General features: G+C 59.1%; 16 protein-coding genes, 1 tRNA gene and 1 pseudogene. 8 read left to right on the top strand and 10 right to left on the bottom strand.

Translation table 11 applies throughout. The features are described from left to right. Positions 1-278 (bottom strand): annotated as a pseudogene (locus NW807_RS10095) (hypothetical protein); the annotation flags it as partial. A 317-nt stretch (positions 279-595) separates the two neighbouring features. On the opposite strand from NW807_RS10095, the gene NW807_RS10090 reads away from it, so the two are divergent. After that, positions 596-1,246 carry a peroxiredoxin gene (locus NW807_RS10090; protein ID WP_414395276.1) on the top strand — a complete coding sequence of 217 codons (651 nt, stop codon included), beginning with the start codon at positions 596-598 and terminating at the stop codon, positions 1,244-1,246. Between the two features lie 112 nt (positions 1,247-1,358). Here NW807_RS10090 and NW807_RS10085 read toward each other — a convergent pair whose 3' ends face one another. Beyond that, entirely contained in the window at positions 1,359-3,515 is a 2,157-nt protein-coding gene (locus NW807_RS10085) for an NAD(P)H-quinone oxidoreductase subunit 5 (RefSeq protein ID WP_414426019.1), read from the bottom strand. Positions 3,516-3,724: 209 nt separating this feature from the next. Between NW807_RS10085 and NW807_RS10080 the strand changes: the two genes are divergently transcribed. After that, a complete protein-coding gene (locus tag NW807_RS10080) occupies positions 3,725-4,081 on the top strand; it encodes a single-stranded DNA-binding protein (protein WP_414405070.1) in 357 nt (118 codons plus the stop codon). Here NW807_RS10080 and NW807_RS10075 read toward each other — a convergent pair. Next, entirely contained in the window at positions 4,078-4,854 is a 777-nt protein-coding gene (locus NW807_RS10075) for a cobalt-precorrin-6A reductase (RefSeq protein WP_414426018.1), read from the bottom strand. The two genes, NW807_RS10080 and NW807_RS10075, sit on opposite strands and share 4 nt — an antisense overlap. 65 nt (positions 4,855-4,919) lie before the next feature. On the opposite strand from NW807_RS10075, the gene NW807_RS10070 reads away from it, so the two are divergent. The 3 genes from NW807_RS10070 to hemL all read left to right on the top strand — a co-directional run bounded on the left by NW807_RS10070 (position 4,920) and on the right by hemL (position 8,177). Then, the gene (locus NW807_RS10070; RefSeq protein WP_414395286.1) at positions 4,920-5,447 is read left to right on the top strand and encodes a bifunctional nuclease family protein; all 528 of its coding nucleotides are present in this window, start codon (positions 4,920-4,922) and stop codon (positions 5,445-5,447) included. A gap of 141 nt (positions 5,448-5,588) precedes the next feature. Next, on the top strand, positions 5,589-6,818 hold the full coding sequence (ispG, locus tag NW807_RS10065) for a (E)-4-hydroxy-3-methylbut-2-enyl-diphosphate synthase (RefSeq protein WP_414405072.1): 1,230 nt from the start codon (positions 5,589-5,591) through the stop codon (positions 6,816-6,818). Positions 6,819-6,869: 51 nt separating this feature from the next. After that, complete coding sequence (gene hemL, locus NW807_RS10060; RefSeq protein WP_414395291.1) at positions 6,870-8,177, top strand: glutamate-1-semialdehyde 2,1-aminomutase; 1,308 nt, start codon at positions 6,870-6,872, stop codon at positions 8,175-8,177. Positions 8,178-8,417: 240 nt separating this feature from the next. Here the strand turns inward: hemL and NW807_RS10055 are convergent. Further along, positions 8,418-8,490 (bottom strand) — tRNA-Arg (locus tag NW807_RS10055). Positions 8,491-8,631: 141 nt separating this feature from the next. Between NW807_RS10055 and NW807_RS10050 the strand changes: the two genes are divergently transcribed. Then, complete coding sequence (locus tag NW807_RS10050; protein ID WP_414405073.1) at positions 8,632-9,075, top strand: hypothetical protein; 444 nt, start codon at positions 8,632-8,634, stop codon at positions 9,073-9,075. A gap of 40 nt (positions 9,076-9,115) precedes the next feature. Here NW807_RS10050 and rpsT read toward each other — a convergent pair whose 3' ends face one another. Beyond that, positions 9,116-9,421 (bottom strand): 30S ribosomal protein S20, encoded by a 306-nt coding sequence (gene rpsT / locus NW807_RS10045; RefSeq protein WP_414395296.1) that lies wholly within the window; start codon positions 9,419-9,421, stop codon positions 9,116-9,118. A 66-nt stretch (positions 9,422-9,487) separates the two neighbouring features. On the opposite strand from rpsT, the gene NW807_RS10040 reads away from it, so the two are divergent. After that, positions 9,488-10,852, top strand: coding sequence for a CRTAC1 family protein (locus NW807_RS10040; RefSeq protein ID WP_414405074.1), 1,365 nt, complete (start codon positions 9,488-9,490; stop codon positions 10,850-10,852). Between the two features lie 51 nt (positions 10,853-10,903). Here the strand turns inward: NW807_RS10040 and NW807_RS10035 are convergent, their stop codons facing one another. The 5 genes from NW807_RS10035 to NW807_RS10015 all read right to left on the bottom strand — a co-directional run bounded on the left by NW807_RS10035 (position 10,904) and on the right by NW807_RS10015 (position 13,598). Continuing rightward, complete coding sequence (locus NW807_RS10035; protein WP_414426017.1) at positions 10,904-11,149, bottom strand: hypothetical protein; 246 nt, start codon at positions 11,147-11,149, stop codon at positions 10,904-10,906. An 84-nt stretch (positions 11,150-11,233) separates the two neighbouring features. Further along, the gene (locus NW807_RS10030) at positions 11,234-11,902 is read right to left on the bottom strand and encodes an RNA-guided endonuclease InsQ/TnpB family protein (protein ID WP_414426016.1); all 669 of its coding nucleotides are present in this window, start codon (positions 11,900-11,902) and stop codon (positions 11,234-11,236) included. Positions 11,903-12,015: 113 nt separating this feature from the next. Beyond that, positions 12,016-12,291, bottom strand: coding sequence for a hypothetical protein (locus tag NW807_RS10025; protein ID WP_414426015.1), 276 nt, complete (start codon positions 12,289-12,291; stop codon positions 12,016-12,018). Positions 12,292-12,816: 525 nt separating this feature from the next. After that, positions 12,817-13,158 (bottom strand): DUF29 domain-containing protein, encoded by a 342-nt coding sequence (locus tag NW807_RS10020; protein WP_414426014.1) that lies wholly within the window; start codon positions 13,156-13,158, stop codon positions 12,817-12,819. Between the two features lie 8 nt (positions 13,159-13,166). Continuing rightward, positions 13,167-13,598, bottom strand: a complete 432-nt coding sequence (locus NW807_RS10015; RefSeq protein WP_414405078.1) for a DUF29 domain-containing protein — start codon at positions 13,596-13,598, stop codon at positions 13,167-13,169. A 110-nt stretch (positions 13,599-13,708) separates the two neighbouring features. Here NW807_RS10015 and NW807_RS10010 point away from each other — a divergent pair. After that, positions 13,709-14,000, top strand: a 292-nt coding sequence (locus NW807_RS10010) for a DUF2470 domain-containing protein (RefSeq protein WP_414426013.1), incomplete at its 3' end; no start/stop codon positions are given.

Below are 14,000 nucleotides of genomic sequence, written 5' to 3'. Positions count from 1 at the left end.
TGGGCTGCCTGCTCAAAGAGACTTTGAGAGTCCTCCGCAATTTTCCAGGGATCGATTAAGTCCGGATCCAGTCCCTGCCGTGGTATTTCGGAAGCCAAGAGCTTTTCCGTTTTCGCCCAGGCCTGGGAGCTGGCAAAGCGCAGGGATCCCTTCACCCTGTCGGCTAGTTGCAGGCCTAGCGGCCCACCCCCAGCCGCCTGCGCCCTCAGCTTGTCTACATATTTTTGGGCCCACAGAGTGGCCAAGCTATAGATTGTGACTGTCTCCGCGTTTTCCATTAGTTCTCCTGCTGGGGGGAACTAGGTTATCCAGCATACTCCTGGAATGCCACTGCTTGTTCAGAATGCTACCCCTCCTCGTTGCAGACCATAAAGAACTTAAAAGAACTTAAGGGGATGTCGGGATCCGCGCGTCCTGTTTGAAACGCAACCTAGCAGCGAAAAGCCCTTCCTGCTGCCGGCAAGGTGACGATGATCTTAAAATTACCTAAATCCGCTCGGAAAAGTGGGGTTTGTGTGGCAAGATCAAAAGAAATGGGATTGAAGGGTTTCGGATCCCTGTCTTACCGCACTGCATCTTAGGGAGGATAGAGCGTATGTCTCTCCGACTTGGGGACACTGCCCCTAACTTTACGCAAAAGTCCACCCACGGCGACATCGACTTCTATTCCTGGGCTGGGGATAGCTGGGTAGTGTTGTTCTCGCACCCTGCCGACTACACGCCAGTCTGCACCACCGAACTGGGTAGGGTTGCCAAGCTGATGCCCGAATTTGAGAAGCGGGGCGTGAAAGTGCTGGGCCTTAGTGTGGACGACGTGGACTCCCACGTTGGCTGGGTGAAAGACATTGAGGAAACCCAGAATGCCCAGGTGACCTATCCCATTTTGGCGGATGCCGACCGCAAGGTCTCCCAGCTCTACGGCATGCTGGATCAGACCAACCTCAACCAAGAGGGGCTGCCCCTAACCGTCCGGTCGGTATTTATCATCGATCCCAACAAGAAGATACGCCTAATCATCACCTACCCAGCCAGCACAGGCCGCAATTTTGATGAGATCTTGCGGGTCATTGATGCTCTGCAGTTGTCGGATAAGTACAACGTCGTTACCCCTGCTGACTGGAAAGATGGCGACGACGTCATCATCCCGCCTTCCCTGCAAGATCCAGAGGTGCTGAAAGAAAAGTTCCCGAAGGGCTACAAGGAGCTCAAGCCCTACTTGCGGGTCACCCCTCAGCCCAATAAGTAAGTCCAACCCACTTGGCAGGAAGGGATCCCTTCTTTGCTGGAGGCTGTGATCTCTTCCCCAGCTAGGATCCCCGGCCAGGGGATCCTTTTAGTGTGGGCAGCGCTGCCCCAGCCTAAATTCCAACCCCAGCAAGTACCACCATCACCACCACCGCTGCAAAGATGATCAGGGCATAGAACTGGGCCTTACCATTCTCCAGGTATTTCATCACCTCGCCGCCGACCATCGCCACCAGTCCCGTCAGGTTGACCACCCCGTCCACAATGCGGCTGTCCACTTCCAGCGCCTCCCGTGCCACAAAGCGAGTGCCCCGCACAAAGACGCGCTCGTAGAGGTCGTCGAGGTACCACTTGTTGAGGGAGAAGTAGTACAGCGGCTGCAGGCTGCGGGGGAAAGTGCTGGGATCAAGGCGCTTCTGCCAGTAGATGAGACCGGCCAGGGCGATGCCGATTAGCCCAATGCCCACCGAGCTGCCCGCCATGATGGCAAACTCCGTCCAGTTGAAGTGACCGCCGAGCACCCCCTGCCACTCGGCTGCCACCTGGGCCCAGGGAGAGCTGACCTCTGTTGCCGACTCGCTGGGCGGAGGGATGAACGCCTCGAAGAAGTTGGCAAAGGGAGTACCCACCAAGCCAATCAGCACCGAGGGAACAGCCAGCGCCACCAGCGGAATCGTCATCGACAGAGGAGACTCATGCGGCTTGGTGGCGTGACCGTGCCTATCGTGTCCGTCTTCCACAGCTTCAGGGTGGCTGCTGGGCTGGGGCTTTTCGTGGATGTTCATGGCTCCAGGCCCAAAGGCTGCCTCCTTCCCGGCAAACGCATAGGCAAAAGCTGGCACCGGTCGACCTTGGCTGACGGCTACCTCCTGGCGCAGTCTCAGGTTGGTGCCGCGGAACTCCCCTTCAAAGGTGAGGAAGTAGATGCGGAACATGTAGAAGGCAGTGATCCCTGCCGTGAGGAAGCCCACCCCCCAGAGGGCCGGGTTGTGCTCAAAAACTGAAGCCAAGATCTCATCCTTAGACCAAAAGCCGGCAAAGGGCGGGATCCCACAGATGGCCAGCGTGCCAATTAAGAACGTAATGGCCGTAACCGGCATGTATTTGCGCAGGCCCCCCATCAAACGCATGTCCTGGGCCAAAACCGGGTCGTGGCCCACCACTGCCTCCATGCCGTGGATGACCGAGCCAGAGCACAGAAAGAGCAGCGCCTTGAAGTAGGCGTGGGTCATTAGGTGAAACAAGCTAGCCCCATAGGCACCGGATCCCATGGCCATGACCATGTAGCCCAGTTGGGAAATGGTGGAGTAGGCCAGGCCCTTTTTGATGTCGTTTTGGGTGATGGCAATGCTGGCCCCCAAGAAAGCCGTGCCTGCCCCCGTCCAGGCAATGAGATCCATGGCCAGCGGGATCCCTTCCAGCACCGGGAACATGCGCGCCAACAGGAATACCCCTGCTGCCACCATCGTGGCCGCGTGGATGAGGGCGGAAATGGGCGTGGGACCTTCCATGGCATCCGGCAGCCACACGTGTAGCGGAAACTGAGCCGACTTGGCCACCGGCCCCAAGAACACCAACACGGCAAAGAGGGCCACTAGGCTGCTGCTTACCGCCCCACTGGCCACCCTCTGTTCTAGATTGTGGGCCAGCTCCTCAAACCCAAAAGTGCCGGAGACCCAGTAAAAGCCCAAAATGCCTAGCAGCAGTCCAAAGTCCCCCACCCGGTTGACGACAAATGCCTTCTGGGCTGCCTCCGCTGCCGTCTGCCGGTCGTACCAAAACCCAATCAGCAGGTAGGAGCACATCCCCACCAGCTCCCAGAAAATGTAGATCTGCACCAGGTTGGGGCTAAGAACCAGACCCAGCATCGAGGAAGCAAATAGGCTCAGGTAGGCGTAGAAACGCACATAGCCGGGATCCTGAGCCATGTAGCCGTCGGAGTAGATCTGCACCAAGAAGGCCACCGTGGTCACCACCACCAGCATCATGGCGCTCAGGTGATCCACCACAAAGCCCATGTCGAGGGAGAAGGAGCCCGCCTGAGCCCAGCTAATGGTCTTGAGGACAGTCTCATGGCCTTGGAGTTGGCTGGCCAAGAGGGCAAAGGCGTGGACCATTGCCGTCCCCGTCGCAAATACACTCAAAAAGGCAGCCAGAGCCCGGTTGGCCCTTGTCCAGGCGTTGAACACCAAAATGCCCAAACCAAGTAGAAAAGCTGCCACCAAGGGATAGACAGGGATCAACCAGGCGTATGTGTAGATAAATTCCATAGCCAACGGTGCTGAACGCGTCCTCTTGCCGGAGTAAACCCTCCCTGCTGGCCGGTGAGCATCTGCCTACGGGATAGAGGCTGGCAGTTGCTCTGGGGCTTCTGACATTGTAAATCTTTGCAACACAATCAACGCCTCTCCTGCAACAAGATGCCCTGGCAGGCGCTACAACTAGAGCCAAAGGCGGTCAGTGGTCTGGAGAAAAGCCCATGAGCCTAAACCTGGTGACCCTAGTGGGCCGGGCGGGTATGGATCCGGAAGTGCGCTACTTCGAGTCGGGCAAGGTGGTGTGCACCTTTAGCCTGGCGGTAAACCGCTTCCGCAAAGGTGAAGACAAGCCCGATTGGTTTAACCTGGAGCTGTGGGGGCGCACCGCTGAAGTGGCCGGAGAATATGTGCGTAAAGGCAGCCTCGTCGGGGTGACGGGCAGTCTTAAGTTTGAGCGCTGGAAAGATAGATCCACAGGCGAGGAGCGCCAGCGGCCCGTTATTGCCGTGGAGCGGCTGGAGCTGCTGGGATCCCGTCAGGATCGTGAGCCTGACCTACCGGTAGAGGAGCCGTTCTAAGTCCCCTCCAGCCGACGCTTGCACTCCCGCACCACCTCAGCCAAATCCTGGCTACACCAGGGGTAGCTTAAGGAAGGCCGCTGGATCACCAAGAGGGGGATCTCCAGGGTTTTGGCCACGGCCTGCTTAATGAGAAGACCGCCGGCTTCTCCAGAGTTCTTACTGATAACCACTTGGGGCTCTAGCTGCCGCCAAAGCTGCAGTTCCTCCTCAAAGCTAAGGGGCAAACGCCTGCCAATCACCCGCTCAGCAGCAATCCCAGCCTGCACTGCCTGGGAAACTGACTCCGGCAGCACCCGCGCGTACAACTGGCAGCGATTCTGCCAGGGGACAAACAAGGGCAACGGCTTCACTCCCACCGTCAAGAGCACCCGCCGTCCCGCCAGCACGCTCTCGGCTAGGACTGCCTGCCAGTCCGGCACTACCTGCACCCAGGGCTCTAGATTTTCCGAAGGGCGTTCGTAGCGCAGGTAGGGGATCCCAACTTGGGCTGTTACCTGAATGGCCAGTTGCGAGATCTGCTGGGCAAAGGGATGAGAGGCATCCACCAGCACGCCAATCCGGTACTCTCGCAGGAATTGTTCCAAAGATGCAGCTGAGAAGCAAGTGACCATCACCTGACCCGGCAAACCCTGGTAGAGCCGGCTGCCCCTTTCCGTGGTAACCGTGGCTATCCAGGGGATCCCTTCTTGGCTAAGGGCCAGGGCTATGCAGCGGCTTTCACGGGTGCCGCCAAGGAGAGCTACCGCCCTTGACCTCCCGATTAAGCTCATGCCGTGTTGCCAAAGTTTTCTGCCCGTAGATACGATCGAGATCCAAAGGCTGGAGGCAGTTGACCATGATTGAGATGGAGGTGGCTGGGATTGCGGTTGATGCCGTTAACCAGAGCCCCATTGTCATCCTGCGCGATACCCATGGGCGTCGTGCTCTGCCTATCTGGGTAGGAAAAGCAGAAGCCAATGCCATTTTGCAAGCGTTGGATGATCAGAAGCCGCTCCGTCCCATGACCCACGATCTTATCCTCAACTCCTGGAAGGCCTGGGGAATCAAGCTGGAGCGGGTCATTATCCACGCCTTGCTGGACAACACTTTTTATGCGGTGCTGGTTACCGTTAGCGGTGACAAAAAGCAGGAGATCGACTGCCGTCCCAGCGATGGTATTGCCCTGGCTCTGCGAGCCCACGCCCCCATCTGGACGGTAGAGGAGGTCATTGCCGAAGCCTCGATCCCCATGAATCAGGATGCCGATGAAGCGGAGCGGGAGGCCTTCCGCAAGTTTGTGGAAAACGTAACGCCCAGAGACTTTATTCGCAACCGACCCCTCCCAGACTACCCGACGGATTCCCCCACAGAGGCAGACAGCTAAGTCACTGTCTTTCTTCCTCCGTCTGCTGGAGTTGAGCTGGGTAGGGCAGGCGGTGGGCTGCCTGGAAAGCCTTTCTAAGGGTAGCCGCTAGGGGGACGTTTCCGCCTACAATCAAGCTAGAGCAGCCCTTTTGAGCAAGCTATGCCAACTCTGGAGCGGCCCAACCCCCAGCAGCCCTATCCAGAACCGGTCTACCCCCGTCGCCCCACCCGCACGGTGGCAGTTGGCGAGGTGTTGATCGGCAGCCAGCACCCAGTGGTGGTGCAGTCGATGATCAACGAAGACGTGCTCAATATTGACGCGGCGGTGGCTGCAATTCGCCGGCTGCACGAAGCGGGCTCGGAAATCGTGCGGGTTGCCGTTCCCAGCCTGGCCCACGCCAAGGCCATGGAGGTCATTCGGGAGAGGCTGATTCAAACCTACAAGCCAGTGCCGCTGGTGGCTGACGTCCACCACAACGGTCTCAAGGTGGCCCTGGAAGTGGCCAAGTACGTCGACAAAGTGCGCATCAATCCTGGCTTGTTCGTTGTGGAGAAGCCGCAGCCGGGGCGCACGGAGTACACAAAAGCTGAACTAGAGGCCATCCGCAGCGAGATCCGCGAGGCTTTTGTCCCCCTTGTACAGGCCCTCAAAGCCCAGAACAAAGCCCTACGCATTGGCGTCAACCACGGATCCCTTGCGGAGCGGATGCTCTTTCTCTACGGTGACACGCCTGAGGGGATGGTGGAGTCGGCCCTGGAGTATGCCGAGATCTGCGCTGAGCAAGACTTCCACAATGTGGTTCTCTCGTTCAAGGCTTCCCGTCCCCAGGTGATGTTGGCCGCCTACCGCTTGGCAGCTCGCCGCTTCGACGCCCTAGGGCTAAACTATCCCTTCCATCTGGGTGTAACTGAGGCTGGAGACGGAGAGTACGGCCGCATCAAGTCAGCGGTAGGGATCGGGACGCTCTTGGCCGAAGGGATTGGCGACACCATCCGCGTCTCTCTCACGGAAGCGCCGGAAAAAGAGATCCCGGTGGCCTACGGTATTTTGCAGGCTCTCAACCTGCGCAAGACCATGGTGGAATACGTGGCCTGTCCTTCCTGTGGGCGTACCCTCTTCAACCTGGAGGAAGTGCTGCAGAAGGTGCGGGCGGCAACCCAGCATCTGGTGGGCCTCGACATTGCCGTCATGGGCTGCATTGTCAACGGGCCTGGGGAAATGGCCGACGCCGACTACGGCTATGTGGGCAGGACGCCAGGAGTAATTTCCCTCTACCGCGGCAAAGAAGAAGTGAAAAGAGTACCGGAATCGGAGGCTGTCCAGGCTTTGATCGAGCTCATCAAAGCCGATGGTCGCTGGGTGGATCCGCCTGGAAGTCCCAACAATTAGCCAGCTCCCCTTCCTGTTAGCCTGGGAAGTACCTCGAGTAGCCGCCCTACTATGACCAGCACTCTTCGTCCCACTTTTAATACCGCCCGCTCCAGAGAGATCTTCGCCCGCGCCCAGCAGTTGATGCCCGGCGGGGTTAGCTCACCGGTGCGCGCCTTCAAGTCCGTGGGCGGGGATCCCGTCGTGTTTGACCGAGTCTCAGGGGCCTACGCCTGGGATGTGGACGGCAACCAGTACATTGACTACATCGGCAGTTGGGGACCAGCCATTGTGGGCCACGCTCACCCTGAAGTCATCGAGGCATTGCGGCAGGCTCTGGAGAAAGGCACCAGCTTTGGCGCCCCTTCTGTTCTGGAAAACGAGCTGGCGGAGCGGGTGATCGAAGCGGTGCCCAGCGTGGAGATGGTGCGCTTTGTGAACTCCGGCACCGAAGCCTGTATGGCAGCGCTGCGCCTGATGCGAGCCTACACGGGCCGGGAAAAGGTGATCAAGTTCGAGGGCTGCTACCACGGCCATGCGGACATGTTCTTGGTCAAGGCTGGCTCGGGAGTGGCTACTCTGGGCCTACCGGACTCGCCAGGGGTGCCCAAGGCGGCTACCAGTGCTACGCTGACGGCTCCCTACAACGACCTAGAGGCGGTCAAGGCGCTGTTTGAGCAGTATCCTGATTCGATTGCCGGCGTGATCCTCGAGCCGGTGGTGGGCAATGCTGGCTTTATTCCACCGCAGCCAGGCTTTTTGGAAGGCTTGCGCGAGCTCACCCGAAAGTATGGCGCTCTGCTGGTGTTTGACGAGGTGATGACCGGCTTTCGCATCAGCTACGGTGGCGCCCAGGGCAAGTTTGGCGTCATCCCTGACCTGACCACCCTGGGTAAGGTCATTGGCGGTGGCCTGCCGGTAGGCGCCTATGGCGGTCGGCGGGAAATCATGGAGATGGTAGCGCCCGCGGGGCCAATGTACCAGGCGGGTACGCTGTCCGGCAACCCTCTAGCCATGACTGCCGGCATCAAGACGCTCGAGATTTTGCGCCGCCCAGGCACCTATGAGTATCTGGAGCGCATTACTGAGAAGCTGCTGACAGGGCTGCTGGAGATTGCCCGGGAGACTGGGCACGAAATGTGCGGAGGTTATCTGCCGGGCATGTTCGGCTTCTTTTTCACTGCCGGCCCAGTGCGCAACTACGAGGAAGCCAGGCAGTCAGACTTGCAAAAGTTTGCCCGTTTTCACCGCGGCATGCTGGAGCGGGGGGTGTATCTGGCGCCCTCGCAGTTTGAGGCGGGCTTTACTTCCCTGGCCCACACGGAGGCGGATGTGGAAAGAACCCTGGAGGCAGCGCGAGAGGTGCTGCGGGCCCTCTAGGCTCCTGCACTCGCTCTGGGCAGCGTTGGATTGGGGAGACCAGAGCCAGGTTCTTCCCTGGAGGCGGCTTAACGCTCTTCCCAGCCTTCGAGGGTAGGGGTTCTTCCTCTTGGCAAGCTACAGGGAGTGCATAGGGGTGCCCTAGGCAGAGGCCACTGCCCCTGGGAGGCGCCGTTGCTCCAGCCCTCGTTCTTCAAATACGGCTAGAGGCCAGCTCCAGCTTGTGGGGAATTTGCCCAGCGCCTTGCGCAGGACTCGAACCTGCAACCATCGACTTAGAAGGTCGGTGCTCTATCCATTGAGCTAGCAAGGCAGAATCCAGAGCCATTATAGCCTTGGGAAGCTTGCCTACCGGAAGGTCGGTCCCCCCAAGGGTCGTCAAAGAACCTTTAGCCCTATGATGACAAAGGCTTGCTTTCAACAGGTGCCTTCTGCGCCTACAGGAGGGATCCCTATGCCACTGCCCCCTGATCCTAGCTTCGTTGAGGAGAAGAAAGCCGTTCGCGTCCCTCCCGGCCTGGAATCCCTCTCGCCGGCGGCTAGACGCTTGCTGCGGCTCTACCACGGCGGCAGTTTCGTCTTTTTGGGCCTGCTGTGGCTGTTGGTCGGGATCCCTAGTCTTTGGGCGCTGCGGGCAGATCTCCTCCGCCTCTGGCAACACTTTACCTGGACGGGCCTGCGCTATGCCCTCTTTTACCGCCCTAGCTGGCCCACCTTTGGCCTGTTGCTTTGCGTCAGTTTCACCGTAGGGATCCTAGTTGCCCAAAGCCGCTACGAGCTGTTTGGGCTTTACCCCTTCGAGCGCCGGATGCTGGAGCAACAGTCCCGCTGGATCCTGTCTTTGCCTGCCTGGCACCCTCTGCGGCGCTGGCTGGTGTGCACCCTGGATCCCCGCTAACAGAAGCCATCCCGGCTGGCAAGGCCTCCCAGATGCTGACCTAGGAGGAGCTAGGAGCAGCAGCTATCGAGCGTTGCACAATCCGGGACAGACGAGCCTTACGACGAGCGGCGGTGTTTTTGTGCAGCACACCTTTTTGGGCCGCCTTGTCGATGCGGCTAAAGGCAGCGCTCATTGCCGCCTGGATCTCCTGCAGGGTTTCCGGCTGAGGGTTGGCCGCGTAGGCAGAAGAGAGAGAGATCACCTTCTTCATGAGCGCGCGCACCATGGCCTTGGTAGCCTTGTTGCGCAGTCGGTTTCGCTCGGCAATCTTGAGGCGCTTGATAGCGGATTTGGTACGTGGCATGGTTGAAAGGGAAGAACAGCGAAGATCCAGCATACCATCCCCCTCCAGCCGTCGGACGGGATCCCCATGTTTTGCGATTGCAGCTCCCTCATCCAGTTCAACCCGCCTGCCCTTTTCTATGGGGTTGCCGTTTGCGACTTGGATCGGGACGGGGCTTTTGAGCTATTTGTGTGTGGCTTCCGCGGCCCGAACCGGGTTTTGAAGTGGAACGGGCAGGCGCTGGTGGATCTGGTGGACGACACCCTAGCCGATGCGGGGCGTATGGCCATTGGGGTAGCTGCTGGCGACTTTGACGGTGACGGCCAAGAAGAACTCTACGTTTTGAATACCGATACTTTCGGCGGGCGCAAGCGCTTTGGGGATCGCCTCTTCGACTGGCAGGGCTCCCGCTGGGTGGATCTGTTCTCGCTGCCCCACAACCAAGATGCCCTCAACCTCACTGCCGGACGCTCGGTGGCCTGTGTGGATCGCCTGGGCCAGGGACAGTACGGGTTCTTCGTCGCCAACTACGGCGGCCCCATGCGTCTTTACGAGCTGGGCTCCAACCAGATGATCGCTGATGTAGCGCCCGAGGCGGGGGTGAACCGGATTACAGGTGGGCGAGGGCTGGTGGCCGTGCCTCTGGTCTCCCAGCGGATGGATATTTTCGCCGTCAACGAGCAGGGGCCCAATTTTTTGTTCCGCAACCGCGGGGATGGCACCTTTGAGGAAATCGCCGCCGAGGTGGGGCTGGCGGATCCCAACGAGCACGGGCGCGGCGTGGCAGCAGTGGATCTGGATGGGGACGGGCGGCTGGACTTGGTGTACGGCAATTGGGAAGGGCCGCATCGCCTCTGGATCCAAACCCCCAGTGGCATTTTCAAAAACGTGGCTCCCCCCGAGCTGGCCAGGCCCTCCCGCATCCGCACGGTCATCGCTGCCGACTTCGACAACGACGGCTACCCGGAGCTGTTTTTTAACAACATCGGCGAGCCCAACCGCCTGTTTGGCTGGCGCTCCGGCTCCTGGCAGGCTATCGATATTGGGGAGGCGGCTGAGCCCCAGGGACTGGGGACAGGCGCAGCGGTGGCGGATGTGGATGGGGATGGGCGCCTGGAGCTGCTCATTGCCCACGGGGAATCGGGCGCCCAGCCTCTAAGCTTTTACCGGCCCCTGGCTAATGCCAATAACTGGCTGAGGGTCTTGCCCCTAACTCGCCAGGGATCCCCAGCCCGCGGCGCTCTGGTGCGGCTAGTAACTCCTGGCCGCCTGCAGATTCGGCCCATCGATGCCGGCAGCGGCTACCTCTGCCAAATGGAGCCGGTGGCTCACTTTGGCCTGGGATCCGAGACGGTGGTCAAGGAAATCCAGATCCAGTGGCCGGACGGGAAGGAGGTGCAAGTGGTCAACCCCCCCGTTAACCAGCTCCTGCGGATCCCCTATCCTGGCTAGTCGCTAATCTGAAACATCGAACCCCACTTGGTGGGCAACTTGGATTCTGGCCTAGATCTGCTGCCAGCGATCCCAATCTGTGATCATTGATGCAGCGTAGCCCCGCCCCATAGAGAAGTTGGGCTTTTTGACTGAGGTTGAAGCTGTTGGTGTGAGGGCCACATCTGAGCCCAGCCTGAGCAGAGGTTCGCCGTTGGTGAGGCGAAAACCATCGATCCCCAAGGGCAAAAACACCTCTCGAACCAGCGTGAGAATTTCTTCATCGGTCAAGCGCGCTGGGGCTTGCAGCCAGGTCAACTCTGCCTCGGCAGGCGCCAAACATAAAGCCGCTGGAAATAGCGCACCTGCTGGCTAACTAGCTCCTGCGGATCTCTATCCTATTCAGCTCTCCTGGCTTGATCTTTGCAGCGGCTTAGGTGCCGCAGCATGTAGCTTTCGAGCAGCATTCAGATCCCTGTCGATCTCCAGGCCGCACCTTTCACACCGAAACACCCGCTGGCAAAGTGGCATCTTCTGTCGGTGCCCACACCGTGAACACAGTTGGCTGGATGGATAAAACCTATTCACCACCACCAACTGACAGCCGTAGAGTTGGGCCTTGTACTCTAGCTGTCGCCGTTCGCGATAGCGGGACGGAGTCCTTAACTCATAGAAGCCACAATCGGCTAAAGATCCGGCCAGGCGGTGATTCTTGAGGAGGTTTTCTACCTGCAAGTCCTCAATCACCACCACCCGGTACTTCTTGGCCAAGTAGCTGGTCAGCTTGTGCAAGTTGTCTAGTCGTATGTCCGCCACCCGTTTGTGGGCCCTAGCAAGCTGCACCACTGCCTTCTTGCGGTTGGCGGATCCCTTTTGCTTGCGACTCAGCCGCCGATGCAGCCTCACCAAGCGCTTCTGGGCTTTGCGGTAGGGCTTGGGGTTATCAAACATTTCCCCACTGGCGCAGGTGGCCAGCTGGTTCACGCCCGAGCCCACCCCCACCCCATCCCCCGTCTCCTCAACCTGCGGAGACAGGGCCTCGTACTTGTTCGCTTCAGCGGTGCGTAGCACTTAAGAGATGTACCGCCGCCCAGCCCGCAGGCTGATCACGACGTTCTGGGGGGTGGCAGTAGGGGGGATCTCCGCACAGCGTAACCAGCCACTCATCAAGCGGGCCGGAGGCCTTAGATAGGTACCTTGATGCGGTTGCCGGAGATGTGGATGTTGCCTTCGAGATAAAAGCTGTCCCGTACCCCCTTGCGCTTGAAGCGGGGAAACCGGCCCAGTCCACTCCGCCAGCGTTTGTTCGCGTCAGCGGCGCGTAGCGCGCAGGCTTGCTCTAAGCTGCGGAGTGCCTGCTGCGGGGCGCACTTGGAGACTTGGTAGTACCAGGGGTTGGCCTTCTTGACCTCCACCACCAGCCGCTTGTGCAGGTCGTTCGCGACAGCGGTGCGGAGCACTTTGGCCGTGGGTAGTTTCGGCTTGGCCTCAATGGCCTGTTGGCAGATGGCCAGGCCCTAGTTGTAGGCACGGCGGGCTACACCGGCATGTTGGGCTGTCAGTGTCCGCTGTTTGTTGTTGAGCCTGAGCTCAGTCTTGCTCGCGTTAGCGGCGCGGAGCGCAAAGCCTAGCAGCACTTGCCCCCTAGAGGAACCCTGTCCCGCTAGCACGAGGAGGAATTCACTTCAGCTTTCGTGAGCCTTGAGGCCTGCCGTTGTTATTAAGATTCTCAGTGTGTTGGCATGAGCAGTGATAAGCTTCTCGGCCTGCTGGTGTCGGCCCTCCCAAAGCTCTGGTTGCAGCTCTTGGGGGACAGATTGGTCTGGACAACCCAGCTTTCTCTGTCAGGTTGCAAGAGGCGGCATTTCTCGAGGGCGAGCAAAGCCCTTTGAGCTGTTCTCATCCCGGATAAAAGCCGAGATTTACCACTTGCTCAAGAGTGTAGGGGACTCGGCGGGCAGGTCGTCTTCAGCAAGCGGTGTTTCCTATACTACGAGCAGGATCCCGTCTTGGTAAGCCTCTGCCAGAGCTGCCGCCAGCTCCGGTTTGAGGCTAGGACTCTCTTTGAGGAGTCGCTGAATTTGGCGGCGTTGCTCGCTAAGGGTTGCTCGCCAGCTTTTACCTCGCAAGTGAGGTTGGAACTGCCATTTCAGCAAATGGCCTAGCAGGATCCCCAGTCGATTGACCAGTTCCCGGCGCTCCTGCCTGCCCAAAGCCTCGATTTCCTCTGCCAAGTGCTCGGTATCTAGCTGCTCCAGTCGGCCCGATCTCAGCAGCGTCGCCTGCTCCTGGGTCCAGGCATAGAAGTCGCGCTCGTAAAGCTGCATACTCACTCCTATTTTTCAGGGTAAAAGCTGGGATCCATCACTTGCTCAAACGTGTAGGGACACTGATCAGGCAAATCCTGTAGAGAGAGGGGCGTTTCTCTCACCACCAGGAGCAGTCCTTTGCGATAGGCCTTCTCCATCGCTTCAGCTAGATAAGATTTGAGGCTGGGACTCTCCGCAATGAGTTCCTGGATATCCTGCCGCTGTTCGATGATCGTAGCCTGCCAGCTTTTACCGCGAAGCTGGGGCTGAAACTGCCACTTGAGGAGGTGTCCCAGCAGGATCCCCAGTCGATTGACCAATTCGCGGCGCTCCTGTCTGCCCAAAGCCTCGATTTCCTCTGCCAAGTGCTCGGTATCTAGCTGCTCCAGTCGGCCCGATCTCAGCAGCGTCGCCTGCTCCTGGGTCCAGGCATAGAAGTCACGCTCGTAAAGCTGCATGTCCACCCCCGTCTGGTTTCAGCTGCTGGGCCTTGCCTGTGAAAAGATTCGTTTGAGCCAAGAGTCCGCTAGACTAAAACCTGGACATCCCTTTTGCAACTCTCACTTCTATGGCCGACCCTCTCACCCCTCAGGTTAGCGAGCGCATCTGCAAGCACATGAACGAAGACCACGCCGATGCCCTAGCGCTCTATGCCAGAGTCTTCGGTCAGGTGGAAGGGGTGACCCAGGCCCGCATGCAGGCTATCGACTCGGAAGGGATGGATTTGCAGGTAGAGGTTGACGGGACCATACAAACGCTGCGCATTTCCTTTGATCACCCTCTCAAGGATTCCGAAGATGCCCACCACACCCTGATTGCCATGCTGAAACAAGCACGCGCTCGGGTTAAGCAGGGCAGTG

It is taken from the genome of Synechococcus sp. R70.1 (assembly GCF_047461675.1).
Lineage (GTDB): Bacteria > Cyanobacteriota > Cyanobacteriia > Thermostichales > Thermostichaceae > Thermostichus.
The sequence above is the reverse complement of the archived record's forward strand: the minus strand, read 5'-3'. Positions and strand labels throughout refer to the sequence as shown.